The organism is Bacillus sp. FSL H8-0516 (assembly GCF_038635285.1).
Lineage (GTDB): Bacteria > Bacillota > Bacilli > Bacillales > Bacillaceae > Bacillus > Bacillus safensis.
Map to the genome: position 1 here is coordinate 1,091,849 of NZ_CP152051.1, position 26,459 is coordinate 1,118,307.

Genomic DNA, 26,459 nt, shown 5'->3' on the forward strand with positions numbered 1-26,459 from the left:
CTTTTTTATGTGGAAGAAAAGCGATACTCCGTCCATACTCTGGAACGCCAGCGCCTATACATGAAGATGCCTCTGACCCATTCATCCACGATAAAAGAAATCCAAATCCCAATGAGACCCATTTCAAGCTGAATGCCTAGCAAGTAAGCGATCGGAAGCCCGATTCCCCACATTGATATCATCGCCATATACACTGGAAACTTCGCGTCACCAGCCGCCCGCAATGAATTAATAATGACCATATTAAAAGAGCGTCCCGGCTCTAAAATGATCGTCAATAGGAGAAGCGTAGCGGCGATTTGAATGATTTCACGATTGCTAGTGAAAAAGGTAAGCAAATGCGTCGATGATAAAGATAAAGCAGTGGAAGAAAGAAGAGAGATCCCAATGGCCCAGTATAAGCTTTTCATACATCTGCGGTAGGCAGCATCAAATTCTTTCGCTCCAATATGGCGCCCGATTAAAATCTGTGTCCCTTGGCTAATCGCTGCACCAAACAACATAATGAACATCATCAAATTTTGAGTGTAGACCTTTGCTGCTAAAGCCTGCGTTCCCATAAATGTAATAAACAGTGTAATGATCATTTGGGAGCCGTTATAAGAAAGCTGCTCTCCAGCAGAAGGGATTCCAATTTTCAGCAGCTTTTTTAAATGCGTCCGCTGGATGTGAAACATACTCTTCAAAGAAAAGCGCAATCCAATTCGGCGGCCGACAATGAGAATCATCGCCATCAATCCGATCAACCGAGCGAGTGAGGTAGAAAAGGCAACACCCATGACACCTAATACCGGAAAGCCAAACGGACCAAAAATGACCAAATAATTGCCGGCAACGTTTAGCAAATTCATTCCGATGGTGACATACATCGTGTCTCTTGTATATCCGTAGCTTTTTAAAATAGCACTATACGTCATAATGAGCGCTTGAATAAAAGAAAGCAGCCCAACAATTTGTAAAAAGACCGCCGCATCCGGCATGAGTTCACTTGATAAGCCCATCATGTGCAGGATTGGAACAGCTAACACAAACATAAGGAGACTAATGACAAAGCTGATCAAGAAGTTGGTTCCTAGTGAGACATAGGCGACTTGAGCCGCTTCCTGCTTGCGGTCAGCTCCTAAAAGCTGCGCAATCACAATGGTCGTTCCTGTTGTAATGAAGCTGAACATGACAATTAATAAATTCAGGAGCTGGTTGCTTACACCTACTGCGGCCACACTGTTATCGGAGTATTGGCTGAGCATGAGTGTATCAGCGCTCCCCATGAGCATATATAAAGAGATTTCGATAAAAATAGGCCAAGTTAATGCAAATAATGAAGGGTGTGTTTTCTCATCTTTTGCTTGAACCTTTTCATATGACAGGGTTTGAGATTTCATCACATAGCCCCCTTTCGTATAAATCCGATTTATAGTGTACCGTGCATCGACTATAATAAGAAGAGACGAAACCGAAACTTATTGGAGAAATCCGACTTCATAAGGGGATGAATATGGATCGATTTATTACATTTACTGTACCGCCGTTTCCTATTTATATTGCATCAGGTAAAGGGGTATTTCATCAAGGAGAAAGACATATCTCAAGAACCTTCACTGTATTTGATCTGCTCTATGTCACAAAAGGTGAACTATGGATGACAGAGGGCGAGGAGGCTTTTCATGTAAAAGAAGGTGAATATACGATTCTCTCACCGGGCCTGTCTCATGGTGGACATCTGCCATGTGAAGAGGAAACACACTATGAGTGGCTGCATTTCTCAATTGACCGATTTGAGCTGACGAACCGGCCGAGAGAACACTGGATTGATATGAAACAAAATCAAGCTACCTTCGAAAAGCCGGCAACCTATGAATTTAGTCTGCCCCGTTTAGGAAAAGTGAAAGGACGAAGTGTGTTAGAAAAACACCTTTCAGCGATGAGAGCACTAAATCATGGTGCATCTGAACTTCCGCTGAAAAAACAGCTTCTATTTGAGGAACTGCTCATTCACCTGCAAAAGGAAGCATTCCATATTCCAAGTGCAAAAGAGACCGTCGCATCAGAAGTGGTTCATTATCTTGAGCATCATTTTATGGAGAAATTACACATGGAGCAGCTTGCAGAGAAACTGCACTATCATCCTGACTACATGACAAGATGTATGCAGACGGTATATGGATTGACGCCAAACCAGTACAGCCATCGTCTCAAAATCGAAAAAGCCAAAAGCATGCTGGCCTCAACGAATGAAAAAATCGCTGCTATTGCAGATCATGTAGGTATTGACGACCCTACTTATTTTTCTAAGCTGTTTCGGCAAAATGAAGGCATGACGCCGATCGAGTACCGTCATTTAGCAAAAAGAACGACAAAGTAAAGGAACGTGAACAGATGAAAAGTGAAAAGGAAGAGCTTGTGAACATACGTCCATTAACCGAAACGGACTTAGAGACGGTGTGGCATTTAAAATTTAAAGCATCAGACCAGTCCTATCGAAAATGGAATGCCCCTTATTTTTATGAACACGAAATCCCGCTTGCTGCATTTAAGAAACGTTACTTACAGGAAGAATCCATTCCCCAAAAGCTATATGGCATTGAAATAGATGGTGATATCAAAGGCACCGTATCATATTATTGGGAGAATGAACGTACGAGGTGGCTTGAATGCGGCATTATCATTTATGACTCACGTTTTTGGAGCGGGGGTATTGGGACAAAGGCATTAAATCTATGGATTGATGTGTTATTTACGCATATTGATATCCCTCGAATTGGTTTAACAACTTGGTCAGGGAATGAACGGATGATGCGGTGCGCAGAGAAATGCGGATTTGTCCTTGAGGGGAGACTGAGAAAGGTCCGTTATTATCAAGGAGAGTATTATGACTCTATGCGCTTTGGGATGCTGAGAGAGGAATGGCAAAGCCTCCCGCGCAATATCCTCTGAATCATTATTTTTTAGGACAAAAGTATCATATAATGGAATAAACTGAAGAAGAAGGTTGGCAGATGAATGTGGGCTGGATAACTGGATGGTTTGTTTCTATTTTAGTCGCAATCTATCTATTGATAGATGCACCAAAACATGGGAAAAATAAATGGTTATGGTCTATTTTAGGTCTTTTATTCGGGCTCTTTGCATTTGGGATATACCTCATCAAAACAGGAAGAAAAGGATTGGGCTGGACAGTTCTGATCGTGTCCATCATCATCTATTCTATTGTTATACTAGTCTTTGTCTTTTACTTCCTGTTGCTGATCTTCGGATACTCAAACGCATCATAGAGAGCGCGTATACATAAGGGGGAATTTAAATATGAGATTAACGGGTCTATTCGTTTCACTTGCTGTTGCCATCTATTTATGGTTTGATGCGCCAAAGCACAACAAAGACAAATGGCTGTGGGCCATTTTAGGCGTGCTATTTAGTACCATCGTACTCGGTATTTATTTGATCAAGACAGAGAGGAAGGGGCTGGGCTGGACGATCTTGATTTTAACCATCTTGTTTTATCTCATGCTGCTCATCTCTGTTTTGATCGGTGTTATTCTTTTTTATCAGGCGCCCTCATGAAGAAGGGCCTTTTTCTTTTACCTTTTGAGCCGGTACACCAGCAATGACGATCTGCTCTTCATGAAAGGAACGATTCACTACGGCATTTGCTCCGATTGAAATATGATTTGCAATATAAATGTCTCCAAACAGCTTAGCACCGGGGCCAATCCATACGTGATCTCCAATGGTTGGTACATCCTTTTCGGAATGGTTTTGTCCAATATTCACCCCTTGATGAATATCACAAAATGCCCCAATTTTTGCGTGCTTATTCACAATTAAGAGACCACTATGATTGATTCTAAGGCCGGGGCCAAAGACGCCAATCGGAATATCAAAGCCAAGCTGCATGCCTTTCTTTTTATGTAAATAGCGATAAAACCATTTGCGCAGTAGAGCGCCGCTATTAGAATAGTATTCATATTTTCGCAAATACCTTTGATATTTCCATATATCGTCCCCAAACCACTTTGGTCTTCTGCGCGTAATCGCTAATGCTTTCTTATCCTGCATTAAGTAATGGTGAAGATCGTGCTTTGTAAAAATCATCAAATTCCCCTCCATTCCTTTATGTTTCAGAGAAATTATACCATCCAAACCATTTATATCAAGAAAAAATGGTGTTACTTCTTCAATTTTCTACCTTCATTTCATCCAAATTTCTTCATAAAATGAGCGCTTTGAGTTGAATAGAACAAAAGAACCAGGAAGAATGATTTGTAATTTTTTTCAATATCAAACCGTCTCATGCGTTCCATCCCCTTATGGCAGTAAGGTTTGTAAAAATTACTCGAAAATACTCATTAAAAAGAGAATATTGCATTCATATGCTTTTTGAATCATCTTTTTGAATACAATTGACTTTCCTATCTCACATCCTCTAGGCTAATAAATGAAAATGATAATCTTTATCAATTGGAGGAGTGTTTTATTATGTCCATCAAAACCGTTTCTAAAAATCAGCAATTTTTAGAACAGCAAAGTCAAAGAGAATCTAATGCAAGGTCTTACCCGAGACGGTTCCCATTAGCCATGCAAAAAGCCGAGGGTATGATCGTGACAGATGCAGATGGCAGAGAGTTTTATGACTGTCTGGCAGGCGCAGGAACACTTGCACTTGGTCACAATCATCCGGTTGTTATAGAAGCTATTGAACGTATGCTTCATGAAAAAAGACCATTGCATACGTTGGACATAACCTCAGAAATTAAAGAAGAGTTTGTGAATGAAATTTTTTCTCACCTGCCAGAAGAGTTTGCAAAGAGAGCAAAAATTCAATTTTGTGGACCAACTGGCGGTGATGCCATAGAAGCTGCGATTAAATTAGTCAAGACAGCGACAGGTAATCGTTCCATTCTTTCTTTCCACGGTGCTTATCACGGTGCGACACATGGCACGATGTCATTAAGCGGAAATTTGTCTCCAAAGGAAAGAGTGCAAGGGTTAATTCCAGATGTGCATTTCATGCCTTATCCATATGAATATCGCTGCCCATTTGGCATTGGCGGTAAAGATTCACACCGTATTTCCAGTTCTTATATTGAGCGTGTATTAAATGATCCTGAAAGTGGTATTCTTCCGCCAGCAGGTATGATCTTTGAAGCTGTGCAAGGTGAGGGAGGCTCAATTCCAGCATCTATTGAATGGATAAAAGAAATGAGAAGAATCACAAAAGAAAAAGGCATTCCGCTCATTATCGATGAGGTTCAATCAGGCATTGGCCGAACAGGTAAGATGTTTGCCTTTGAACATGCAGGAATTGTGCCAGACGTTATTGTATTATCTAAAGCCATTGGTGGAAGTCTGCCGCTTTCAGTTGTGATTTATGATCAAGATTTGGATCAATGGAATCCAGGTGCACACATTGGCACATTTAGAGGAAATCAAATGGCGATGGCTGCAGGAACTGCTACGCTTAAATTTATAAAAGAAACCAATCTGCTTGATCATGTAGACCAGTTAGGGAATCGCATGCAGGCTTATTTAAAAGACATTCAAAAAAATGTACCTGCTATCGGTGATGTTCGAGGAAGAGGATTAATGATTGGTGCTGAAATTGTCAATCCAAATGAAAAGCAGGATGTGGATGGAAGTTATCCAGCAAATCCTGAGCTAGCAAGTCTCATTCAAAAGAATTGCTTCGACAAAGGCTTAATTGTAGAGACAGGAGGCCGTTTCGGTAGCGTCATTCGATTCTTACCGCCATTGATCATGACAGAAGAACAGCTTGAACAAGTCATCGCCATTTTCAAAGAGGCCGTTTACGATGCAATCAACTAAAGCTTCTGTGGATTCATTATTTATCAATCAAAGCCAGCTTGGAAGAGAGTCCTTCCGAGCGGCTCTTCATACATCTATCGACAGCTTACTGGATCAGTGGCAAAAAGACCAAGGACCATACAGCGGAATATTGCCTGGGAAATTAGCGGCTAGTGTCGAATCCTTATTTCAGTTTCAACCGTCTGGCGAATCAATGGAATCTGTCTTTCAAGATATAAAGCAGCATCTTTTGCCGCATCTCGTTGATGTATCGCATCCTAAATGCTTGGCACATTTGCATTGCCCGCCGCTCATACCTGCTCTTGCCGCAGAGGTGATGGTAAGCTCCTTTAACCAATCAATGGATTCCTTCGATCAAAGCGGTATTGCATCTTTGGTGGAGGAGGAAATGCTAAAGTGGCTATGTGCGAAGTTTTCTTATGGAAATCTAGCAGATGGGACATTTACGAGCGGTGGCACCCAATCTAACTACATGGGACTGCTTCTTGCAAGAGATGCATTTTGTGAAAACACATGGCAATGGAATGTTCAGCAGAAAGGCTTGCCGAGTGAGGCTCACCGCATGAGAATTCTTTGCTCTAAGAATGCTCACTTCACTGTGAAAAAATCTGCATCACAGCTAGGCTTAGGGGAGCAGGCAGTTGTCCTAGTAGAGACAGATGAGCATCACCGCATGGACCTCAACGATTTGAAGAAGAAACTTGTTGAGTTAAAGGAACAGGATCTCCTGCCTTTTGCGGTAGTGGCGACTTGCGGGACAACTGATTTTGGCAGTATTGACCCGGTTCGAGAGGTGTATGACATCGTCAAGCCATACGGTCTATGGATTCATGCAGATGCTGCTTACGGAGGTGCGCTTATATTAAGCGAAACCTACAGGTGTAAATTAGAAGGTATTGAGCTTGCTGATTCCATCACGATTGACTTTCATAAACAATTTTATCAGCCGATCTCCTGCGGGGCATTTTTGCTGAAGGATAAGAGACATTTCGGCTTGATCAATTATCATGCAGATTATCTTAATCCAAAAGAAGATGAACTGGATGGAATACTACATCTCGTCCATAAATCTGTCCAAACGACGCGCCGGTTCGACGCACTGAAATTGCTTCTTTCTCTTCGTCTGATTGGCGAGGAAGGGTTTGGTGACATTATTGACCATACCATTGATTTTGCGAAGGATGTGGCTGCGCTTATCGAGAGAAATGATCACCTTGAAGTGATCAATCCTGAGCCAGAAATCAATGCAGTTGTGTTTCGATTTAAGGGGACGGATGACATCAATAAAATCATCCATCGAACGTTATTCAAATCAGGAACTGCTGTCATTGCGAAAACAGTGGTGGATGGTCAAACATGCTTAAAATTCACTTTGTTAAATCCGAGAACGACAATCACACATATTGAGGAAATCCTTTCTGACATCGTTGATATCGGGATCGCTCATATTCAATCCGGGAGGGTACTACGTTGAGTCAATATAAACAAATGGCTGAAAATGCAACTATGCAAAGCTTTTTAAACTGTTTTTTACGTGAAACAGGAATCGATCGATCTGCAAAAAAAGAGACGAAAGCAGATGGTTCGCTTGTATTTGTGGCAAAACTAGCAAAACAAGACCTTGAGCTTGTGATTCCGATCCGATATTTTTCAACTGTAGGCCGCCATCTCTTTGATTTTCCGATTCGCTTTCGTCCAAGTGGCAGCGAAAAAGAGGGAACGGTCGTCGATTACACGACACTTGTTGCTTTATGTTCAAAGGAGCTTCTCATTGCATATGGCCGCACAGATGCAGAGGATGAATTCATGCTTCGCATCATTTTAAGCTGTCGAAATATTGAACGATTTTTACGGGAGAGAGAAAGTGATCAAGCTGCTTTATCTCAAGCTGATTTTGAGTACATCGAGGCTGAGCAGTCACTTCTCCTTGGACATTTAACACATCCTACACCAAAAAGCAGACAAGGGATGACAGAAGAGGAGGAAGCCGTCTATTCTCCTGAGCTGAAAGGAGCTTTCCAGCTTCATTACTTTAAAGCGCACCATTCGATTGTGCTTCAGGATTCGTCTATTTCACAATCTGCGGCAAGCCTCATGTTAGAAGAGCTTTCGCGTCAGGTGCCAGAAGAAACAGAGAGGCTGAATAGGTTAACAGAAAACGGAGAATATGTGCTCATTCCGATTCATCCGCTGCAAGTCAAAGTGGTCATGGAGAAGGCATTCGTGAAGCGTTATATAGAGGAGGGGAAACTGACTTATTTAGGACCGCTCGGGTCTGAATACACAGCGACCTCATCCTTTAGAACGGTCTATCAAAAGGATTCTGCTTACATGCTCAAATTCTCTGTTCCTGTGAAAATTACAAACTCGTTACGCATCAATAAACAAAAGGAACTGGATCGAGGAGTAGAGATGTCCCGCATCTTAAAAACAGAATTAGGCGTTTCTTTATATGAAAAATTCTCTGGATTCCGGGTCATTGAAGATCCTGCATATCTCTCTATTCGAGGAGATGAAGCGGAATCTGGCTTTGAAGTGGTCATTCGTCAAAATCCATTCTTGCATCGTGAAAAAGGCGCAAGCTTAATTGCTGGGCTGTGTCAAGATCATGCGTATGGAGGAAAATCGAGATTAGCAGGAATTATTCATAAACTTGCAGACGCAGAAGGCCGGTCAACAGAAGCGGTCAGCCAGGATTGGTTTAAACAATATTTGACTATTTCGTTAAAGCCGATGCTCTGGCTGTTTGAAACGTATGGTCTTGCACTCGAGGCCCATCAGCAAAATGCTGTTGTGCAAATGAAGGATGGTTATCCAGAGACCTTCTATTACCGTGACAACCAAGGCTACTATTATAGTGAATCGAAAAAGGATAAGCTCGCGAATCTAGTTCAAAACTTGAGCGTAAGAAGTGAAACCATTTGTTCGGATGATGTAGCCGTTGAGAGACTCCGTTATTATTTCTTCTTTAATCATTTATTTGGTCTCATTAATGGCTTTGGCACGGAAGGCCTTGCAAAGGAAGAAGATTTGCTGGCACTTGTGAGAGATACATTATTCGCTCATGAGGAGACATACGGAGCATCTGATCTGACTAACAGCCTTCTCCGCTCAAAAGAACTTCCTTCAAAAGCGAATTTGCTGACACGATTTGAAGATATGGATGAGCTGACAGGATCTCTGGAAACACAGTCTCGTTACACGGCTGTCTTGAATCCGCTCTTTTTACATAAGGAGGCGCTGATTGGATGAGGCATCGAATCAGGTTTATTCGTGCTGAATATGAAAGAGACGTCCAGCTTGTCCATAAGTGGATGCAAGAAGAGTACGTTCACCCATTTTGGCATTTGAATATTCCGTTTTCTGCTTTTGAAAAGCATTTTTATCAGGCGATACATGATCCGCATCAAACCCTTTATTTAGGCACGATTGATGGGACGCCAATGAGTTATTTTGAGGCTTACAACGTGAAAGGGGATATCATTGAATCCTACTATGAGCCTTCTCCGCATGATCAAGGTATCCACCTGTTAATAGGGGAGCCGGATTATGTGGGAAAAGGATTTGCTGAGCCGCTCCTTCAGGCAATGACAGCATTTCAATTTGAGCAGAACAAACGAACAGAAAAAATCGTTGCTGAGCCGGATATTCGCAATGAAAAAATGATTCATGTATTTGAAAAATGCGGCTTCGAACGTGTAAAACCAGTTACTTTACCCGACAAAACAGGTCTTTTGATGTTTTGTGATCGAGAACGATTCGAAAGGAAGTATAACCATGACGCGGTTCAACAAGCAAAATAATATAGTGGATGTAATAGGGATCGGCATTGGCCCATTTAACCTGGGGCTTGCCGCATTATCTGAAGAGGTAAATGAAATCGACGCTTTGTTTTTTGAAAGAAGTGAAGCCTTTCACTGGCACCCAGGGATGCTCATTGAAGGGACGACACTGCAAGTCCCATTTTTAGCGGACCTTGTCAGCATGGCAGATGTGAAAAGCAAATATAGCTTTCTCAACTATTTGCAGGAACAAAACCGTTTGTATTCATTTTACTTTCTAGAGGACTTCCATATCCCGCGCAAGGAATACAGTCATTATTGCCGCTGGGTCGCTGACCAGTTAGATTCCTGCCGATTTGGCATGAACGTCGAATCTGTCTCACTGATTGAAAAGGCAGGGGAAAAGCGCTATGAAGTGCATGTCCGTCATGTAAAGGACCAAACTGTAGAGGTGTTTGAAAGCAAACATCTCGTCTTAGGAATTGGCACGCAGCCGGCGATACCCGCATCGCTCCAGCCAGCTTTAGGAGAGAAGGTTTTTCACTCAGCTGACTATTTAAAACGAAAGAAAGAAGGCTGTTTCAAAGGGAAATCTGTGACAGTTATCGGCTCTGGTCAAAGTGCGGCAGAAGTGTTTTATGACATTTTATCAGATGATGAGGCGCAGGATATTCACTGGTTCACACGGTCAAAAGGATTTTTCCCAATGGAATATTCAAACCTTGGACTTGAGTATTTCTCCCCTGACTATATTGATTTCTTTTATGAGCTTCCGCAAGCAAAAAAGGATGCGTTATTAAAACAGCAAGACTTGCTGTATAAAGGTATCAGTTCGGCGATGATTCGTGATATTTATCATTTGCTTTATGAACGTTCTGCCTGCGGAAAGCAGCTGAACACAGTGCTTCAAGCCATGACAGAGGTCAACTTGATTGAGGAAACAGCGGGCGGGTTATCACTTTCATGCACGCAATGGGTCAAGGAAGAATCCTTTACACATGAGACGGATATTGTCGTATTGGCGACTGGCTATCAATCGGTTCTGCCGCCATTTATCAATCCTATTTCTCATCACATTCAATGGGATGATCAAGGAAGATTCCAAGTTGAACGTGAATATCGTTTGAAAACAAATACGATGGGTGAAAATGATATTTTTGTACAAAATGCAGAGCTTCATACACATGGGGTCGGCGCTCCAGATTTGGGACTGGGGGCTTATCGAAACAGTGTGATCATCAATGAACTGGCTCGTCAAACTGTGTATCCACTTTATCAAAAACACGTCTTCCAGACATTTGGTACACACAAGAACGCACACACATTTGAAGAAATCAAAGGATAAGGAGGATGAAGCGATGAATGTGCAAGATGAATTGAAAAAAGCGGTGACTCCTGCTGCTTGGAAAAAGGCAAACCAGCGAATGGTGGCTAAAATGCTGTCTGAATATATGTATGAGGACATGCTTCATCCTGTTGAGCTGGATTGTAAGGATGGCATCGCGCAGTATGAATTAATCATTCACGAACATAAGAAATATCGTTATCTAGCAAAACCTCGGTTGTTTGATAGTTTTGATACAATCGCTGAATCAATTGAGTACTGTCAAGATGGAAAATGGTCAAAGGATGTCAGTGCCATTGTGTTTTTACTAGACATTCAGCCGATCATTCCAATGTCTTCTGACACAACAGGCCATCTTATCAAAGAGCTTCACCATACTTTGTTAGCCGATGTCCATTTACTGTCGAAAAAAGCACTTCGTGCGGATGAACTGACAGATACGGATTATGCATGGATTGAAGGAGAAATGACAGGCCATCCTTGGATCGTGTATAACAAAGGACGTATAGGATTCAGCTACGATGATTACTTAGCCTATGCACCTGAACGGCAGGAATGTGTGCAGCTGTCTTGGATTGCTGTACATAGAGAGCTTGCGACATTCCATGCAGTCGATCATGAAAACTATGAGCAGGTGATCGCCAAAGAATTAGATGAAGTCACGATTCGTCAATTTCAGCGTGTGTTAAAGGATGAAGGACTGAATGCAGCTGACTATTATATGATGCCTGTTCATCAGTGGCAGTGGACGCATATGATTATTCAGCATTTCCCTGAAGATTTGGCCTTGCGCCGGATTGTGTATTTGGGAGAAGGGCTGGATCAATATATCCCGCAGCAGTCGATCAGAACCTTTACAAATATCTCAAATAAAGACAAGCATCATATTAAACTGCCAATGAGTATTTTAAATACGCTCGTGTACCGTGGACTCCCATCAGAACGTACGGTCATTGCCCCGCGCATTACAGCGCATATTAAAGGGATTGCCGATCAAGACTCATTTTTATCTGATGTCTGCCGCGTCATTTTACCAGGTGAGAATGCAAGTATCAATGTCGATCATCCATACTACAGCAAACTGCCCGGTGCGCCGTATCAATATCTTGAGATGCTCGGTGTCATTTTTAGAGAAAGCATTTATACGTACTTAGAAGAAGGGGAGAGCCCTGTTACACTTGCGGCACTTACTTACGAGGATCATGAAGGTGAGCCGTATATCAAGCAGCTGATTGAAAAATCAGGTCTCTCAGCAAAAGAATGGATGGCGAAGTTCTTCCATGTCGTGATGCCGCCGCTGCTGCACTTTATGTATCAATACGGCACAGTCTTTTCACCGCATGGGCAAAATACAATTCTTGTGTTAAAAAATCATCAGCCGCATCGTTTGGCGATCAAAGATTTCGTTGATGATGTGAATATAAGTGACCAGCCGCTGCCTGAATTAGCTTCACTAGAAGAAGATTTAAAAGAAGTGCTGCGCAGTGAGCCGCCAGAAGGTCTAGTACAATTTATCTTTACAGGATTATTTATTTGCAATCTGCGTTATGTATCCAACGTATTAGACAATCACAATCTGTTAGATGAAACGACTCTTTGGCGTTTGCTTGCGGAAGAAATTCAGCAGTATCAAAAGCAATTTCCACAGCTAAAAGACCGTTTTGAATTATTTGATCTATTCCAGCCGAAGCTGACAAAGCTTTGCTTAAATCGTAATCGAATGATTGATTATGGCTATGGAGATGGTGATGACCGCCCGCATGCATCAGAGCATGGGAAGGTCACAAATGCACTCGCTCATGTTCTTTCGTCAGTTGGGGAGAAGTAATAGAAAAGCTGTAGACAATAAGTGTCTACAGCTTGTTTGTTTTTTAAGAAAATGCTTGAGAGGCAAGAAAATAGAAAAGGGCGGGATCATTTAGTTTTTCTTTCCCGCGAATCATCATAAAATGGGCTACGTTTGTTTTCGTAAATCCTGCTTCAACAAGTGTTTCATGCAGGCGCTCAGCAGTTTCTTCCTGCATATCTATACGAATTGCCCCTGAATAAGACGAGATGAGTGATTGGATGAGCGAGAGAGCGGTTTGTTCGTCGTTTGCTGTAAGCGGTCCAATCATTAGATTAGCAGGGGTTTCGATGCCAAATGCAAAGCCAGTTGTTTCATGATGCTCATTCTTTGCGATCAGCCGGAACGATGCTCGTTTCATTCGCTTTCTTATAAAGCTTGATCGATTGGTGCCTGCACCTTTTTCGTCAAGTGCTTCAATAGACGGAAGGTCCGCTTCATCAGCAGGAGAAAGGTGAATCCCGCCTGACACACGAAAAGCCGATGGATTCGTGGTCTGTGCTTTGTATGTATGAATATAGCCGGCCGTTTGAAATCCGATTTTTTCGTAAACGGGCTGTCCTTGTACAGTAGCAGTTAAAACGACAGGAACACTTTGATCGCTCCGGCGAAGCAGGGTGTCAATCATTTTCCGCGCAAGGCCTAAGCCGCGATGCGTCTCAGATACAATAACGGCACCAATTGATGCTGCTTTATCATATTGGAAAAGTCCCGCACATGAGATCACTTGTCCATCTGTTGTTGAAAAACCTGTAAAATATCCGTTTGTTAAAAGAGATGTAAGCTCATCCTCATTGTAATCAGGCCAGTCGACCTCTTTTGACAATGCGATAAGATCGGGTATGTCATCAAGTGTTAAAGTTCGTTGTACAACGTTTTCCAATACAATGCAACTCCTTCTTAGCTGATTTCATCTATATGTATCGTACCATATGAAGGCATAAGAAAAAGGAAAAGGAAGATCCTTTTCCTCTCAGCGTGTATCAAATAAGAACCCCCAATGACGGAGGTTCTAGTCTTAATGAACATTAAAATATCGAGCTTCAGGGTGGGAAACGACGATCGCTGAAACAGATGCTTCAGGTTCCATCATGAATCCTTCTGTCAGATGGATGCCGATTTTTTCAGGCTGAAGCAGCTTGAACAGCTTTTCTTGGTCCTCAAGATTTGGACACGCTGGATAACCAAAGGAATAGCGCTGCCCTTGATATTTCGCTTGGAATCGTTTGTCCATTGTAAAATCGACTGGGTCAGGGAATCCCCATTTGTCACGAATCACTTGGTGGGTTCTTTCAGCCAATCCTTCTGCAAGCTCAAGTGCCAGAGCTTGGACAGCATGCATTTTTAAATAATCTCCTTCCTGCTTAAATTGCTGCGCGACTTCACGTATACGCGCGCCGGCTGTGACGGCGAATAAGGCAATATAATCTTTCTCGTTTTCATCACTTTTCCGTACATAATCAGAAATAGAGCGGTACGGGAGCTTCTCCTGCCTTGGAAATTGGAACGTTTCAATGATGCGGTCAGGTTCTTCGGGATCATAAATATGCAAATCATTTCCGTCTGAACTGGCAGGGAAGAATTGATACACAAATGCTGGCGCAAACCAGTTTTTCTCTCTGCCTTCGTTTAGAAGATCTGTGACAAGCTGTTTTAATTCCAATGCTTTTGGGTGCTGTTCAGCTAATAAGGTTTTGACCTTTCCCTTTAAACCGAGATGATGACCAATGAGCATTTGTTCATTCACATATGGCATAATATGATGCAAATCGATGTCCTTCACATAATGGCGTGTGGTATTTTCTGGCGTAAATACCGGTGCTTTCGGGAGAGATGCGCGTTTTTCTAGTAATTCAATGACAGCTTTCGGCTGCTTTCCTTCTTTCTCCTTGATAGGTGCCGCTGGCTCTTCTGGCGGCTTTGTTTGAAATTGCAGTGGATTTGCTTTTAACTCATTGGCTAATGACAGTCCGTCCATAGCATCTTTTGCATAAAGAACAGGCCCATCATAATGAGGCGAAATTTTCATTTTTGTAAATTTACGAGAAAGGGCAGCACCGCCGACCAAAATAGGAACAGAAATGTTTGCTTTTTGTAAATCCTGAGCGGTTAGTACCATTTGCTGTGCGGACTTTACAAGTAAGCCTGATAATCCAATCATATCTGGTTTTTCCTTTTGCACAGCTTCAATCAATGTTTGAGGAGTCACCTTGATGCCGAGGTCGACCACTTGAAAGCCATTATTGCTCAAAATGATGTCGACAAGGTTTTTCCCGATATCATGGACATCTCCTTTAACGGTGGCAAGCAGAATCTTTCCTTTCCCGCTTGCATGCTGCTTTTCCATATATTGCTCAAGAAACGAAACAGATGCTTTCATGACCTCTGCCGATTGGAGTACCTCGGCTACGATCAGTTCGTTTTGATTAAAAAGACGACCAACTTCAGCCATTCCCTGCATTAACGGGCCATTGATGATATGAAGCGGCGATTCATAATGCTCCAAAGCAAGGGATAGATCATCGATGAGACCTTCTTTCGTTCCCTCGACGACGTAGAGCGCCAGCCTTTCATCAAGTGATAAGGAGACCTTTGGTTTTTTCTCCGTTTTCTTTTTGCCGCGGTAAAATTGGGTGAATTCAGCCAGTGTTTGATCATTTGTTTCATAAAGTAAGGTTTCAGCTAGTTTGATTTCTTCCTTTGGAATGGAAGCGAAGCGTTCAAGCTTTTCTGTATTGACAATGGCATAGTCAAGTCCTGCTTGCACGCAATGATATAAATAGACAGCATTTAAGATTTCTCTGCCAACAGGCGGAAGTCCGAAAGATACGTTGCTAATGCCTAAAATAGTGAGGCACTCAGGCAGGGTTTCCTTAATCATTTTAATGCCTTTGATCGTTTCTTCAGCGGCGCCAATATATTGCTCGTCTCCAGTGCCTACGGGAAAGACAAGCGGATCAAAAATGATGTCACTTGCGGGAATTCCATATTTCTTCGTTAGCAAATCGTGAGAACGTACAGCAATTTCAAGCTTTCGTTCTGCTGTCACGGCCATTCCTATTTCATCAATCGTGCCAACAACAAGTGCACCGCCATATAGCTTCACAAGAGGAAGAATCTCTTCAAAGCGTTCCTCGCCATCCTCAAGGTTGATGGAATTGATGATGGCTTTCCCTTGAGAATAGGTGAGTGCCTTTTCAATCACGTGTTTATCCGTTGAATCAATGACAAAAGGAGCTTTCACCTTTTTCATGGCTTCTTGTAAAAAGCCTTCCATGTCTGCTGCCTCATCACGGTCTGGATCAGCCAGACACACATCAACGACGTGAGCGCCATTTTTCACCTGAGCACGAGCAATTTCTGCTGCTTCTTCAAACTTTTGTTCCGCAATGAGCCGTTTGAATTTGCGAGAACCAATGACATTGGTCCGTTCGCCTACAAAAAGAGGACGCATTGAATCCTCATAAATAAGGGGCTCAATTCCTGATACGGTATGCTGCGGTGATTCTCGAGTGATATGACGCGGCTGAATCGTGCGTACTTCATCTGACAATGCTTGAATATGCGCAGGTGTAGTCCCGCAGCAGCCGCCGACGATATTTAACCAGCCTTCCTTAGCAAAGGCGGCGATTTTTTTAGCAAGAGAAGCAGGGGATTCATGATATTGGCCTTCTTCATCTGGGAGACCAGCATTCGGATAGCAGCTCACCGCTGACTTTGCGATGGAGGAGAGCGTGCGGATGTGGTCTGTCATAAATTCTGGACCAGTCGCACAGTTCAGGCCCACACTGATGGGTTTCATATGCTCAAGAGAGATATAAAAGGCTTCGATATCCTGACCAGCAAGGGTGGTGCCCATCGGTTCAATCGTACCTGATACCATGAGTGGTAATTGAATGCCGGTCTGCTGAAAGGCTTCCTGAATCCCTTTGAATCCAGCTTTTACATTCAGCATATCTTGGCTTGTTTCTAAAAGAAGGGCATCACACTTACCGTCAATCAGAGCGCGGGCCTGTTCTTCATAGTTTCTGACGAGCTCACTAAAGGTTGTGCCGCCTGTTACAGATAATGTTTTCGTTGTCGGGCCCATTGCGCCTACAACAAAACGAGGCTGCTCCGGTGTGGAGAAACGGTCTGCTTCTGCCTTTGCCAGCCGCGCAGCTCGAACATTGAGTTCATAGGCAAGATGGCCAAGCCCATATTCATCAAGGACGAGCTCTGTCGCGCCGAACGTATTTGTTTCAATGAGGTCAGCATTTGCTTCGAGGTACTCCCTATGGATCTTAGAGATGATGTGAGGGGCTGTCACATTCAAATACTCGTTACAGCCCTCATACTCTTCTCCGCCAAAGTCCTCTGCTGTCAGGTTGGCGTTTTGAATCATTGTGCCCATTGCCCCATCAAGGACGAGGATGCGTTTTTTGAGCTGTTCAGTGATAGTTGACATGGACGTTAGACTCCTTTTCTTTCTGATGGATGTAGGTGGTCAGTTCTGCTGTTAAATCTGATCGAAGGAAAGGAGTAATTAAATAAATGCCATTAAACAATTCGCAGGCTGTATCTAATAAAGAGCGGGCAATCGCTAAGCCTTCTGCTCGCTGTTTTTCTTTATCCTCGCCAGCTTTGGCCATAATGTCACGAATAGAATCAGATAATTTGATGCCTGGAATTTCGTGATGAATAAACTCGGCGTTTCGGCTGCTTGTTAATGGCATAATGCCGATGTAAATCGGTTTATCCAAGTGGCGGCTTTCCTCATGAATTTTCACAAGCTGTTCCTCAGAATAAACAGGCTGTGAAATAAAATAATCAGCACCGTATTCGATTTTTTTCTCAAGACGTTTGACTGCTTTATCAATATGGCGCACATTTGGGTTAAACGCGCCAGCCACTGAAAAATTGGTCTTTTTGCCAAGAGGCTTTCCTGAGAAAGAAAGGCCTTCGTTAAATTGTTTGATGAGACGAATCAAATCAAAGGAGGTTAAATCATATACAGATGTTGCACCTGGGAAGTCTCCAATTTTAGATGGATCGCCTGTGATCGCTAAAATATCGGTTAATCCAAGGGTGTCGAGCCCCATTAAATGAGATTGAAGTCCAATCAAATTACGGTCGCGGCATGTGATATGAACAAGAGAACGCATATCGAGCTGCTGCTTTAATAATGCGCCGCAAGCGACATTGCTAATGCGCGGAGTCGCAAGAGAATTATCGGCTAACGTCAATGCATCAATACCAGCATCCTTTAATTCATTTGCAGCAACGAGAAATTTTTCGAAGTTCAGCTTCTTCGGCGGATCAAGCTCTACGATAATCGATCGTTTTTTCACAGCAAGCTCATCAAGACCTGGTTCAGTGCGCTGGTCTTGGATTGAAATGATTTCTTCTTTTAACACTTTCACTTCTTTTTCAGTGATCGGCGCTAAATCTTTGACCGCTTCAGCCATTGCGCTAATATGCTGGGGCGTTGTTCCGCAGCAGCCTCCGATAATACGTGCGCCCTGATTTCTAAATTCAAGTGCACTTTTTCGGAAATAATCGTTATCGGTATCATAGACGAGTCTGCCTGCTTCAAGAGAGGGGAGACTGCTGTTAGGATAGACAGATAAATGCGAATTTTCCAAAAGTGGAACACCTTCTAGTGCCTGAATCATGTGATAAGGGCCCAGCCGGCAGTTGATGCCGACAACATCTGCACCAAGAGATGATAACTCAGATAAACCATCCTTCAGCGGGGTACCATCTTGTAAAACGCCTTGTTCATGCATAGAGACGTTCATGACAATCGGAAGAGTCGTTTCTTTGCGGGCAATTTGGAGAACAGCCTTCGCTTCTTCTATGTCATAATACGTTTCAAGCAATAATCCATCAGGTTCTTCATTTAATAGGATGTACAGCTGCTCTCTAAAGCTTCGTTTGATTTCTTCTATAGAGTAGGCATTTTTGTTAAACGTCCGAATGCCGCCAATTGTTCCGAGTACATAAGCAGAGCCTGCGGCTGCTTTTGCAATTTGTACCGCTTTTGTATTGATGCGTTTCGTTTCTTCCTCTAAGCCGTAGCGGGATAGTTTAATATAATTCGCACCGTATGTGTTCGTTTGGATGATGTCAGCGCCTGCCTGCACATATGCTTCGTGCACGCGTTTCACTTCATCCTCTTTCGATAAATTTAATTCTTCAAAGCAGCGGTCAATGCCGTAAGAGTATAAAAGTGTTCCCATCGCTCCGTCAGCTATCAGTACGCGGTTTTGTAAGTCTTGTAATAGGCCCATTGTATTCCTCCTTATTTCTATGTAACAAAAAAAGCCTTCTGATAAGAAGAAGACTTTTTGGCTGTATCGTAATTCTTCTCCTTATCTTCCAAGCAGTTGCTTGCTGGATTTAGCACCTTGGTCATAGAAAATAGATTTCTACTACACCGGTTGCTGAGGCTTCACAGGGCCAGTCCCTCTGCCTCTCTTGATAAGAAAGCAATATGAACATGTCAATGAATTGAACTTCCATCAACTGTAACGAAAAATGCAGAAATAATCAATGGAAAATTTGAAATTTATCGAAAATTTATAAATTGGACATCAATCGGCAAATCAGCCTTGCGCATAAGAGAAATCACCTCTTGTAAATCATCTTTATTTTTCCCTGTCACACGCACTTGGTCATCTTGAAATTGTGATTTCACTTTAATGCCAGATTGCTTGATGAGGGCGTTGATCTTTTTGGCGTTGTCTTGATCAATCCCGCTGATGAGCTTCGCACGCTGGCGCACTGTACCGCCTAGGGCATGCTCAGTTTTTCCATAATCGATATTTTTAGTTGGAACATTTCGTTTGATCAGCTTTGTCACAAGCACATCTTTTAGCTGCTCAAGTTTGAAGTCATCATCAGAGATGAGAACGAGCTCTTCTTTTTCGAGAGAAATATCACTTTTACTTCCTTTAAAATCATAACGGTTTTTAATTTCTTTCAGTGCTGCTTGAACAGCGTTTTGCACTTCAGGCAGTTCAACCTTCGATACAATGTCAAATGAGCTTTCTTTTGCCATCACACATGACCTCCAAGTTTAGATATTGCGTCTATTTTATCATGCAAATGGCAGAAGAAGAAAACTTTATCAAAGAGTACAGCCGCCAGCCGTATAAATCGTGTCCAGTTTGTCCACTTTAGCTAACAGAACTAGAGATGTTCATGCGGGGAGAAGTATAGTAGAATAGAGTGAATCAAAAGATGAATGAACGCTCTTTTATGGGCAGATAGGAAGGAAGAGAACATGAGACCAGGTGAGCAACTGACCTTGCAAATAGAGAATGAAATGGAATACGGCTACTTTTTGACAGACGGTGAAGATTCGGTCCTCTTACACCGCAGTGAAATGACAGAAGATATTGGTGACCGAGATGAAGTAGAGGTCTACTTATATGTAGATCATGAAGAAAGACTCGCTGCCACGATGAAAATACCTACAATTAACGCACATACATACGGCTGGGTAGAAGTCGTGGACGTGGTAGAAGACATGGGCGCATTTGTCGATGTTGGGCTGTCAAAGGATGCACTTGTTGCAACAGAACACCTCCCGCCTTTTGAGGAAGCATGGCCGAAAAAAGGAGACAAACTCTACTGTATGCTGAAAGTCACAAGCTACGGTAGAATGTTCGCAAAACCAGCCACAGAAGACGTGATCAGTGAATTGTTCACTGAGGCACCAGAAACCTTAATGAACAAAGAAATCACTGGAACCATTTATCGTTTAATTGCGACAGGTTCCTTTATGCTGACAGATACAGGCGTGCGAGGGTTTATTCACCGCACGGAACGAAAGGAAGAGCCAAGATTAGGATCGACCGTTACAGGACGCGTCATTGCAGTGAAAGAGGATGGAACCGTAAACGTTTCTCTGCTTCCTAGAAAACAGGATGCATTATCTGTCGATGCAGAAGAAATTTTAACCTATATGAGAACAAGAAACGGCGCCATGCCTTATGGAGACAAAAGTGATCCAGAGGATATCCGCGAAAGATTTCAAATGAGCAAGGCAGCCTTTAAACGAGCACTAGGTCATCTCATGAAAAATGATCTAGTTTACCAAAAAGAAGGCTGGACATACGAGAAAAAGTGAGCATTCGCTCACTTTTTTATTTTTGTCTTAAATAATGGATTTTTTCTGTGAAAAAAGTCATGAAAAACCTTCACTATATCATTGAAACAACGCCCCTCAAATCCGATAAAAAAGGAGTAAGGATGATAAAAGGAGTGTGTTTTTGGATGAAAGTGAAAATATCATTACTTCTGATGGCAGCCATGCTTATGGTGCTCGCCGCATGCGGTAATCAACAGGAAGGGGCGCCAAAATCAACTGCGAAGCATATTGGCGTTATGCTCACAGATGATGGTCTTGGTGATCAATCATTTAACGATTCATCATTTAAAGGATTAGAAAAAGCACGTGATGAGCTTGGCATTGAATTTGATTATAGAGAAATTGCAGAAACTGATACATATGAAAAAGGGCTGACAGAGCTAGTGAAAGATGGAAATGATCTCATCATTGGTGTAGGTTTCAGTATGCAAGAAGACCTAGAAAAAGTCGCGAAGAAATATCCGAAGAAGCAGTTCCTGCTTATTGATGCCGTATCTGAGCTGAAAAATGTGACCTCTGTGACGTTTAAAGAAGAGCAAGGCAGCTATTTAGCGGGGGCACTTGCTGCAATGACAACGAAAAGCGATGTCATTGGATTTGTTGGCGGTGTTGACGCAGATGTCATCCATCGTTTTGAAAAAGGATTTCAAAAAGGCGCCAAATCAGTCAATCCAAAAATCAAGATTTTATCCACCTATGCCGGTACGTTTAGTGATGCAGGCAAGGGGAGTAAAATAGCCAAAGACATGATCAAAAAGAAAGCAGACGTTCTATATGCCGCAGCCGGCTACTCAGGTGTCGGTGTATTAAAAGAAGCGCAGTCACAGGGTAAATATGCTATTGGTGTAGACAGCGATCAGTACTATACTGCTGAAAAAGCGGTCATTTCGTCTATGGTGAAAAAAGTCGATGAAGTGGTCTATCAATTCAGCGAACAGCTCGTTAAGAACAATCAAATGAAAAGCGGGCATGTTGTCTATGACTTAAGCAATGATGGAATCGATATGGCAAAAATCCGGATCCTGAAAAATGCTGAGACACTGACCAAAAAAATAAATGGTCTGAAGCAGACGCTGCTAAAAGAAGAGGGGGACGCATCATGAGCTTACGCGTCAAAATTTTACTCAACTCACTTATCTCACTTCTTTTAGCAGTTGGCGTTATCGCCTTTATCATTGTCAGCATGACAAAAATCCAATCATCAAATGAGACAGATGTCCAAACCTTATTAAATGTACAAAAAACGAAGGCAAGCTTTGAAAGTGTCGAACAAGCCATGACCAATTATTCGATGACACTCTCAGATGAACAGCTAGAGATCGTTCAAAACGATATTTCTACAGCAAAAAAACAGCTGCAAACGTTAAACAAACATGCAGGAAATATGAACAAAGAGGCATTAACAAGGTTAAATTCAAAATATGACACGTGGACCAAGGAAGCCAACAATGCCATTGGTGAAAAAAACGCATCGGATGCAAGACGTGTGGCAGCAAGAATTGATGGCGTTTTAAACGATGTGCATACGATGAATAAAAGGGCAGAAGAAGCGTATAAACAAAATCTAGAGGCTGCAGCAGACAATGTCCAATGGATTATCACAAGTGCACTCGTCTCAGCCCTCACACTGATTGTCATTGCCGTCTTTTTGAATATTGGATTAACACGATCCATCGTGACACCCATTAAATCACTATCCTACAGAGCAAAGCAGATCGCAGAAGGCAATCTTGCTGTGGAACGGATGGATATTCAGCGCAAGGATGAAATCGGCGGCTTGAATGAATCCTTTAATCAAATGACAGATCAGCTGATTAGTCTGATTAAAGAAATCAGCAATGTCTCAAGCCGAGTAGAGACATTCTCGATCCACCTGAATGATGAAAACAAAAAGATGATGGAGTCTGCGAATCAAGTATCTGTTTCGACAGACGAAATGGCCAATGGATCACAAGCGATTTCAGAAGATCTCCAGCACGGCGTCAGCTTGATTGAGAAAATGGACCAGCATGGACGTAAAAATTCCGAACGCTCACAAACGGTCATCCGCAGTACAGAGGATGCCATCGAAGCCGTAGAAAGCGGAAAGCACACGTTAACAGAAACAAAAAAAGCGATTGAAAAAAATACACATGCGACGAGACAAATCGAAGAATCAGCAGGAGAATTCACGCAATACGCCAGCGGAATCTCGGCCATGGCCAAAACGGTTTCTGACATTGCGGACCAAACAAACCTGCTTTCCTTAAACGCAGCCATTGAAGCGGCAAGAGCAGGCGAAGCTGGAAAAGGCTTTGCTGTTGTAGCAGATGAAATTCGCAAGCTTGCGGATGAATCGTCTAATGCAACAAGACAAATCTTTGACATGGTCAGTCATATTGAAAGAGGCATTCAATCCATTAGTCAAACTGTTCAAGAAGGGGTCAAGCTTTCACTTCAGCAGCAGGATGCGATGGACAAAACCTCACACTCCTTTGAAGATATAGAAACAAAAGCGCAGCATATTAAACAAGAAATGGCGGTCTTAAATGACCAAATTATGCAATCAACAGAACTTGGCGGACAAGTGCTGCACTCGATTGAAAATATTAGTGCAGTGGTAGAAGAAACAGCAGCTGGCAGCGAAGAAATTTCTGCCTCAGCCAATGAACAGCTGCAATCGTTCCATCAAATGAACAAACAGGTCGAAGAATTGATGAGTATGACGGCGAGGTTAAATGAAACCGTCCAGCGATTTAAACTTTCATAAGAAAAGCACCCTTCCCGTGTTGTGTCAGGGAAGGGTGCTTTTTATGATCATTTGCCTGTAAAAAAGATTGCAAGCGTGCTAGGTCCTGAATGGGACCCAACAGCGGCGCCGATGATCTGAATATCAATTTCCTTTGGATGAAATTCGGCTTCGATCAGCTGTTTCATGTCTTCCGCCAGTGCAGGATCATCACCATGACTAATACCAACCGTTTGGTTCGACCAATCCGTTCCGCGTTCTTTCATTAGTTCAATAATGCGCTTCAGCAGCTTTTTACGTCCGCGGATTTTTTCAAGCGGGATGAGTTTTCCATCTTCGACATGTAAAATGGGCTTAATGCTTAACAAACCGCCAACAAATGCGGACGCTTTACTGATTCTTCCGCCTCTTGCTAAATACGATAAATCGTCTACAGTAAAAATATGTTGTAAAGATTCACAAAAATGCTTTACAGACGTTTCAATTTCTTGTATTGTATTTCCGTCAATGGCAAGTGATTGAGCGTGTTTGACAGCAAGCCCATAGCCGAGTGAAGCGCATTTAGAATCAATGATTCGTAAATCAAAATCAGGGTATTCTTCCTTCACTTCGTTTGCCATCATCACAGCTGTCTGGTATGTACCTGAAAGCTCTGATGAAAAAGCGACATAGATGGCAGATGTATGGGTTTGAGCGGCAGAAACAAAGGTTTCCTTGATCCGGTTTGGTGAAGCCTGTGACGTTTTTGGACTGGCTCCTTGTCTCATCGCATCAAATACTTGTTTTGGTTCAATGGTGATCAAATCCTCAAATTCCTGCTCGCCAAGTAACACGCGTAGCGGAATGAGCGTTATGTTATGTTCATCATAATAAGAAAGAGGCAGATCAGCAGCACTGTCTGCTATGATATGAACAGTCATATAAATCCCTTCTTTCTAAAAAATAAGCCATATTTTACATCTTTTTAGCCTAACTATATCATAGAAATCATCTTTTCGTGTTCAAATTCTAAATTTTAGGGAAAACCATAGAGAGAATGGTAAGTGGAGGAATGACAACATGTTCATTGGAGAAGCAAAAAAACTCATTGTCGTCGTTATTGGTGCATTACTCAATGCGATTGGACTGAATTTATTCTTAATCCCAGCTGATGTATATGCGAGCGGTTTTACAGGGGTAGCCCAGTTGTTATCCAGCTTAATCGATCAATATGCGCCATTTTATGTATCAACAGGGATTCTATTATTTATTTTAAACATTCCAGTCGGCATTTTAGGCTGGATGAAAGTTGGCCGTTCCTTTACTTTGTACAGCATCATCAGTGTTGCACTGACGACCATTTTCCTTGGCATTTTACCAGAAACGAGTGTTTCCCACGATATTTTATTAAATGCTGTGTTTGGCGGTGTCATATCCGCAGTAGGGATTGGAATCACGCTCAAATACGGGGCTTCGACAGGCGGACTTGACATTGTTGCAATGGTTTTAGCGAAGTGGAAGGATAAACCAGTTGGCACGTATTTCTTCATTTTAAATGGAATCATCATTTTTACAGCAGGATTATTACAAGGTTGGGAGAAAGCATTATATACCCTTGTCACATTATATGTGACCACAAGGGTCATTGATGCCATCCATACAAGACATGAGAAGCTGACCGCGATGATTGTCACGAAGAAAGCAGATGAAATCAAAGAAGCCATTTATGGAAAAATGGTCAGAGGCATTACGACTGTACCTGCAAAAGGCGCATTCACCAACGAACAAAAGGAAATGATGGTGATCGTCATTACAAGGTATGAGCTATATGAACTTGAACAAATTATTAAAGAAGTCGATCCAAAAGCCTTTACAAATATTGTGCAGACAACCAATATTCTTGGATTTTTCAGACGAGATTAAAAGGTGGGTAGCAGATGAAAAAAGGGTTGGTGCTTCTTCTCATTCTATTGGTTTTAGCCGCTTGTGGACAACAAAAAAAGGATGAACCAGACAAGGAGGTATCCGGTCAAATGGGAGAAAAAACGGTTGAGCTCACAGTAGACCCCGTCCAGAAAGGTTCTTCAGTTCAATTTAACATGTCACTGAAAAATGAATCAGATCGAGATTTTGAATTTACCTTTAACACAAGCCAAAAATTCGAGCTTAGTGTGTATGACGAAAACGGGAATGAACAATACCGCTATTCGAAAGACCGTATGTTCACACAGGCCATCCAAACTTTTGTGCTGAAAAAAGGCGAGGCCTATGATTTTCAAGATACATGGTCAAACGGTGTAAAGCCCGGAACATACGAAGCAGTCGTAACGTTTAAAGGAAAAGCAGAAGGGCTGAAACAAATCACGGAGAAGAAAACATTCCAAGTCAAATAAGCAAGGGAATCAAAAAAGCTGTCCACCTAATGTGGACAGCTTTTTTATGTTAGAGATCATCGAGCAAGTCTTGGAAGGTATGCAGCTGGTTTCTTTCTGCATCTGTCGAATTGGCAAATGCAGAGGATACGGCATTTTTCGCTCGCTTGACTGCCTGTTGACGCTCTAACCCAGATGAAAATGAAGAAGTAAGAGCTTCTTCAGTAAACGATTTGGCTTGATCAAAAAGTTCGTTTCTCACAATGAACCTCCAGAAGCATCAGTCTTCATATTCCCTCTGTCTGACGCTTCTTCAAGTGTCGAACGATAAGGAAAACGTGCGTCATGAAGACTGACTGAATCTTTACCTTGTTGTATAAAGCGTTTCGATTTGCTTCTTTTACCCATTCGGAATCCGCCCCTTTACACAAGCTGACAGGACAACCT

The 26,459-nt window shown here is 42.4% G+C and carries 24 protein-coding genes and 1 riboswitch; of the genes, 15 read left to right on the forward strand and 9 right to left on the reverse strand.

All coding sequences use genetic code 11. The features are described from left to right. Nucleotides 1-5 precede the first annotated feature (5 nt). Entirely contained in the window at nt 6-1,382 is a 1,377-nt protein-coding gene (locus MHB67_RS05250) for an MATE family efflux transporter (protein WP_044334180.1), read from the reverse strand. A gap of 113 nt (nt 1,383-1,495) precedes the next feature. Between MHB67_RS05250 and MHB67_RS05255 the strand changes: the two genes are divergently transcribed. The 4 genes from MHB67_RS05255 to MHB67_RS05270 all read left to right on the forward strand — a co-directional run bounded on the left by MHB67_RS05255 (nt 1,496) and on the right by MHB67_RS05270 (nt 3,561). Next, nucleotides 1,496-2,362 (forward strand): AraC family transcriptional regulator, encoded by an 867-nt coding sequence (locus tag MHB67_RS05255; RefSeq protein WP_252050328.1) that lies wholly within the window; start codon nt 1,496-1,498, stop codon nt 2,360-2,362. Nucleotides 2,363-2,376: 14 nt separating this feature from the next. After that, on the forward strand, nt 2,377-2,934 hold the full coding sequence (locus MHB67_RS05260) for a GNAT family protein (protein WP_024425088.1): 558 nt from the start codon (nt 2,377-2,379) through the stop codon (nt 2,932-2,934). A 62-nt stretch (nt 2,935-2,996) separates the two neighbouring features. Beyond that, nucleotides 2,997-3,272 (forward strand): hypothetical protein, encoded by a 276-nt coding sequence (locus MHB67_RS05265; RefSeq protein WP_024425087.1) that lies wholly within the window; start codon nt 2,997-2,999, stop codon nt 3,270-3,272. Between the two features lie 31 nt (nt 3,273-3,303). Next, nucleotides 3,304-3,561: a hypothetical protein gene (locus MHB67_RS05270; protein WP_024425086.1), complete on the forward strand. Its 258-nt coding sequence runs from the start codon at nt 3,304-3,306 to the stop codon at nt 3,559-3,561. Here MHB67_RS05270 and MHB67_RS05275 read toward each other — a convergent pair. Next, complete coding sequence (locus MHB67_RS05275; protein WP_044334187.1) at nt 3,556-4,092, reverse strand: serine acetyltransferase; 537 nt, start codon at nt 4,090-4,092, stop codon at nt 3,556-3,558. The genes MHB67_RS05270 and MHB67_RS05275 overlap by 6 nt on opposite strands. Nucleotides 4,093-4,476: 384 nt before the next feature. On the opposite strand from MHB67_RS05275, the gene MHB67_RS05280 reads away from it, so the two are divergent. The 6 genes from MHB67_RS05280 to MHB67_RS05305 are packed head-to-tail and all read left to right on the forward strand — an operon-like array spanning nt 4,477 to nt 12,778. Continuing rightward, nucleotides 4,477-5,823 (forward strand): aspartate aminotransferase family protein, encoded by a 1,347-nt coding sequence (locus tag MHB67_RS05280; protein ID WP_024425084.1) that lies wholly within the window; start codon nt 4,477-4,479, stop codon nt 5,821-5,823. Continuing rightward, nucleotides 5,810-7,297: an aspartate aminotransferase family protein gene (locus tag MHB67_RS05285; RefSeq protein WP_342492838.1), complete on the forward strand. Its 1,488-nt coding sequence runs from the start codon at nt 5,810-5,812 to the stop codon at nt 7,295-7,297. The genes MHB67_RS05280 and MHB67_RS05285 overlap by 14 nt, the downstream gene beginning before the upstream one ends. Next, a complete protein-coding gene (locus tag MHB67_RS05290) occupies nt 7,294-9,075 on the forward strand; it encodes an IucA/IucC family protein (RefSeq protein WP_133744002.1) in 1,782 nt (593 codons plus the stop codon). Before MHB67_RS05285 ends, MHB67_RS05290 begins: the two co-directional genes overlap by 4 nt. Then, nucleotides 9,072-9,626, forward strand: coding sequence for a GNAT family N-acetyltransferase (locus MHB67_RS05295; RefSeq protein ID WP_342492839.1), 555 nt, complete (start codon nt 9,072-9,074; stop codon nt 9,624-9,626). The genes MHB67_RS05290 and MHB67_RS05295 overlap by 4 nt, the downstream gene beginning before the upstream one ends. Next, complete coding sequence (locus MHB67_RS05300) at nt 9,601-10,950, forward strand: lysine N(6)-hydroxylase/L-ornithine N(5)-oxygenase family protein (RefSeq protein WP_342492840.1); 1,350 nt, start codon at nt 9,601-9,603, stop codon at nt 10,948-10,950. The genes MHB67_RS05295 and MHB67_RS05300 overlap by 26 nt, the downstream gene beginning before the upstream one ends. A gap of 13 nt (nt 10,951-10,963) precedes the next feature. After that, nucleotides 10,964-12,778, forward strand: a complete 1,815-nt coding sequence (locus tag MHB67_RS05305) for an IucA/IucC family siderophore biosynthesis protein (RefSeq protein WP_342492841.1) — start codon at nt 10,964-10,966, stop codon at nt 12,776-12,778. A 43-nt stretch (nt 12,779-12,821) separates the two neighbouring features. Here MHB67_RS05305 and MHB67_RS05310 read toward each other — a convergent pair whose 3' ends face one another. From MHB67_RS05310 to MHB67_RS05325, 4 genes are all read right to left on the reverse strand, one after another. Further along, nucleotides 12,822-13,679, reverse strand: coding sequence for a GNAT family N-acetyltransferase (locus MHB67_RS05310; protein WP_133744000.1), 858 nt, complete (start codon nt 13,677-13,679; stop codon nt 12,822-12,824). A gap of 135 nt (nt 13,680-13,814) precedes the next feature. Beyond that, complete coding sequence (gene metH, locus MHB67_RS05315) at nt 13,815-17,243, reverse strand: methionine synthase (protein ID WP_342492842.1); 3,429 nt, start codon at nt 17,241-17,243, stop codon at nt 13,815-13,817. Beyond that, nucleotides 17,227-19,068 (reverse strand): bifunctional homocysteine S-methyltransferase/methylenetetrahydrofolate reductase, encoded by a 1,842-nt coding sequence (locus MHB67_RS05320; RefSeq protein WP_034621789.1) that lies wholly within the window; start codon nt 19,066-19,068, stop codon nt 17,227-17,229. Before MHB67_RS05320 ends, metH begins: the two co-directional genes overlap by 17 nt. Before the next feature lie 78 nt (nt 19,069-19,146). Next, a riboswitch (SAM riboswitch) is annotated at nt 19,147-19,265 on the reverse strand. 81 nt (nt 19,266-19,346) lie between these two features. Further along, nucleotides 19,347-19,838, reverse strand: coding sequence for a YajQ family cyclic di-GMP-binding protein (locus MHB67_RS05325; RefSeq protein ID WP_012009527.1), 492 nt, complete (start codon nt 19,836-19,838; stop codon nt 19,347-19,349). Between the two features lie 225 nt (nt 19,839-20,063). Here MHB67_RS05325 and MHB67_RS05330 point away from each other — a divergent pair, with 225 nt between their 5' ends. The 3 genes from MHB67_RS05330 to MHB67_RS05340 all read left to right on the forward strand — a co-directional run bounded on the left by MHB67_RS05330 (nt 20,064) and on the right by MHB67_RS05340 (nt 23,682). Continuing rightward, nucleotides 20,064-20,912 carry a S1 RNA-binding domain-containing protein gene (locus MHB67_RS05330; RefSeq protein ID WP_025093387.1) on the forward strand — a complete coding sequence of 283 codons (849 nt, stop codon included), beginning with the start codon at nt 20,064-20,066 and terminating at the stop codon, nt 20,910-20,912. Between the two features lie 146 nt (nt 20,913-21,058). Then, a complete protein-coding gene (locus MHB67_RS05335) occupies nt 21,059-22,036 on the forward strand; it encodes a BMP family ABC transporter substrate-binding protein (RefSeq protein WP_073204678.1) in 978 nt (325 codons plus the stop codon). After that, complete coding sequence (locus tag MHB67_RS05340) at nt 22,033-23,682, forward strand: methyl-accepting chemotaxis protein (protein WP_041117103.1); 1,650 nt, start codon at nt 22,033-22,035, stop codon at nt 23,680-23,682. The genes MHB67_RS05335 and MHB67_RS05340 overlap by 4 nt, the downstream gene beginning before the upstream one ends. A 47-nt stretch (nt 23,683-23,729) precedes the next feature. Here the strand turns inward: MHB67_RS05340 and MHB67_RS05345 are convergent, their stop codons facing one another. Then, on the reverse strand, nt 23,730-24,581 hold the full coding sequence (locus tag MHB67_RS05345; RefSeq protein ID WP_024425073.1) for a DegV family protein: 852 nt from the start codon (nt 24,579-24,581) through the stop codon (nt 23,730-23,732). Between the two features lie 139 nt (nt 24,582-24,720). Between MHB67_RS05345 and MHB67_RS05350 the strand changes: the two genes are divergently transcribed. Beyond that, the gene (locus MHB67_RS05350) at nt 24,721-25,563 is read left to right on the forward strand and encodes a YitT family protein (RefSeq protein ID WP_024425072.1); all 843 of its coding nucleotides are present in this window, start codon (nt 24,721-24,723) and stop codon (nt 25,561-25,563) included. A 14-nt stretch (nt 25,564-25,577) separates the two neighbouring features. Further along, nucleotides 25,578-26,033 (forward strand): BsuPI-related putative proteinase inhibitor, encoded by a 456-nt coding sequence (locus MHB67_RS05355; protein ID WP_034621785.1) that lies wholly within the window; start codon nt 25,578-25,580, stop codon nt 26,031-26,033. A 49-nt stretch (nt 26,034-26,082) separates the two neighbouring features. Here the strand turns inward: MHB67_RS05355 and MHB67_RS05360 are convergent, their stop codons facing one another. Then, nucleotides 26,083-26,274 carry a DUF3813 domain-containing protein gene (locus MHB67_RS05360; RefSeq protein ID WP_024425070.1) on the reverse strand — a complete coding sequence of 64 codons (192 nt, stop codon included), beginning with the start codon at nt 26,272-26,274 and terminating at the stop codon, nt 26,083-26,085. Next, nucleotides 26,271-26,420, reverse strand: coding sequence for a hypothetical protein (locus tag MHB67_RS05365; RefSeq protein WP_024425069.1), 150 nt, complete (start codon nt 26,418-26,420; stop codon nt 26,271-26,273). The genes MHB67_RS05360 and MHB67_RS05365 overlap by 4 nt, the downstream gene beginning before the upstream one ends. Nucleotides 26,421-26,459: the final 39 nt, after the last annotated feature.

What these genes read in the sequence shown, in the direction of transcription:
- MHB67_RS05280 (WP_024425084.1), top strand. Translation starts at nt 4,477, where the DNA reads ATGTCCATCAAAACCGTTTCTAAAAATCAGCAATTTTTAGAACAGCAA.
- MHB67_RS05270 (WP_024425086.1), top strand. Translation starts at nt 3,304, where the DNA reads ATGAGATTAACGGGTCTATTCGTTTCACTTGCTGTTGCCATCTATTTA.
- MHB67_RS05340 (WP_041117103.1), top strand. Translation starts at nt 22,033, where the DNA reads ATGAGCTTACGCGTCAAAATTTTACTCAACTCACTTATCTCACTTCTT.
- MHB67_RS05275 (WP_044334187.1), bottom strand. Translation starts at nt 4,092, where the DNA reads ATGATTTTTACAAAGCACGATCTTCACCATTACTTAATGCAGGATAAG.
- MHB67_RS05260 (WP_024425088.1), top strand. Translation starts at nt 2,377, where the DNA reads ATGAAAAGTGAAAAGGAAGAGCTTGTGAACATACGTCCATTAACCGAA.
- MHB67_RS05305 (WP_342492841.1), top strand. Translation starts at nt 10,964, where the DNA reads ATGAATGTGCAAGATGAATTGAAAAAAGCGGTGACTCCTGCTGCTTGG.
- MHB67_RS05350 (WP_024425072.1), top strand. Translation starts at nt 24,721, where the DNA reads ATGTTCATTGGAGAAGCAAAAAAACTCATTGTCGTCGTTATTGGTGCA.
- MHB67_RS05320 (WP_034621789.1), bottom strand. Translation starts at nt 19,068, where the DNA reads ATGGGCCTATTACAAGACTTACAAAACCGCGTACTGATAGCTGACGGA.
- MHB67_RS05300 (WP_342492840.1), top strand. Translation starts at nt 9,601, where the DNA reads ATGACGCGGTTCAACAAGCAAAATAATATAGTGGATGTAATAGGGATC.
- MHB67_RS05325 (WP_012009527.1), bottom strand. Translation starts at nt 19,838, where the DNA reads ATGGCAAAAGAAAGCTCATTTGACATTGTATCGAAGGTTGAACTGCCT.
- MHB67_RS05265 (WP_024425087.1), top strand. Translation starts at nt 2,997, where the DNA reads ATGAATGTGGGCTGGATAACTGGATGGTTTGTTTCTATTTTAGTCGCA.
- MHB67_RS05255 (WP_252050328.1), top strand. Translation starts at nt 1,496, where the DNA reads ATGGATCGATTTATTACATTTACTGTACCGCCGTTTCCTATTTATATT.
- MHB67_RS05250 (WP_044334180.1), bottom strand. Translation starts at nt 1,382, where the DNA reads ATGAAATCTCAAACCCTGTCATATGAAAAGGTTCAAGCAAAAGATGAG.
- MHB67_RS05345 (WP_024425073.1), bottom strand. Translation starts at nt 24,581, where the DNA reads ATGACTGTTCATATCATAGCAGACAGTGCTGCTGATCTGCCTCTTTCT.
- MHB67_RS05335 (WP_073204678.1), top strand. Translation starts at nt 21,059, where the DNA reads ATGAAAGTGAAAATATCATTACTTCTGATGGCAGCCATGCTTATGGTG.
- MHB67_RS05330 (WP_025093387.1), top strand. Translation starts at nt 20,064, where the DNA reads ATGAGACCAGGTGAGCAACTGACCTTGCAAATAGAGAATGAAATGGAA.
- MHB67_RS05285 (WP_342492838.1), top strand. Translation starts at nt 5,810, where the DNA reads ATGCAATCAACTAAAGCTTCTGTGGATTCATTATTTATCAATCAAAGC.
- MHB67_RS05355 (WP_034621785.1), top strand. Translation starts at nt 25,578, where the DNA reads ATGAAAAAAGGGTTGGTGCTTCTTCTCATTCTATTGGTTTTAGCCGCT.
- metH (WP_342492842.1), bottom strand. Translation starts at nt 17,243, where the DNA reads ATGTCAACTATCACTGAACAGCTCAAAAAACGCATCCTCGTCCTTGAT.
- MHB67_RS05295 (WP_342492839.1), top strand. Translation starts at nt 9,072, where the DNA reads ATGAGGCATCGAATCAGGTTTATTCGTGCTGAATATGAAAGAGACGTC.
- MHB67_RS05365 (WP_024425069.1), bottom strand. Translation starts at nt 26,420, where the DNA reads ATGGGTAAAAGAAGCAAATCGAAACGCTTTATACAACAAGGTAAAGAT.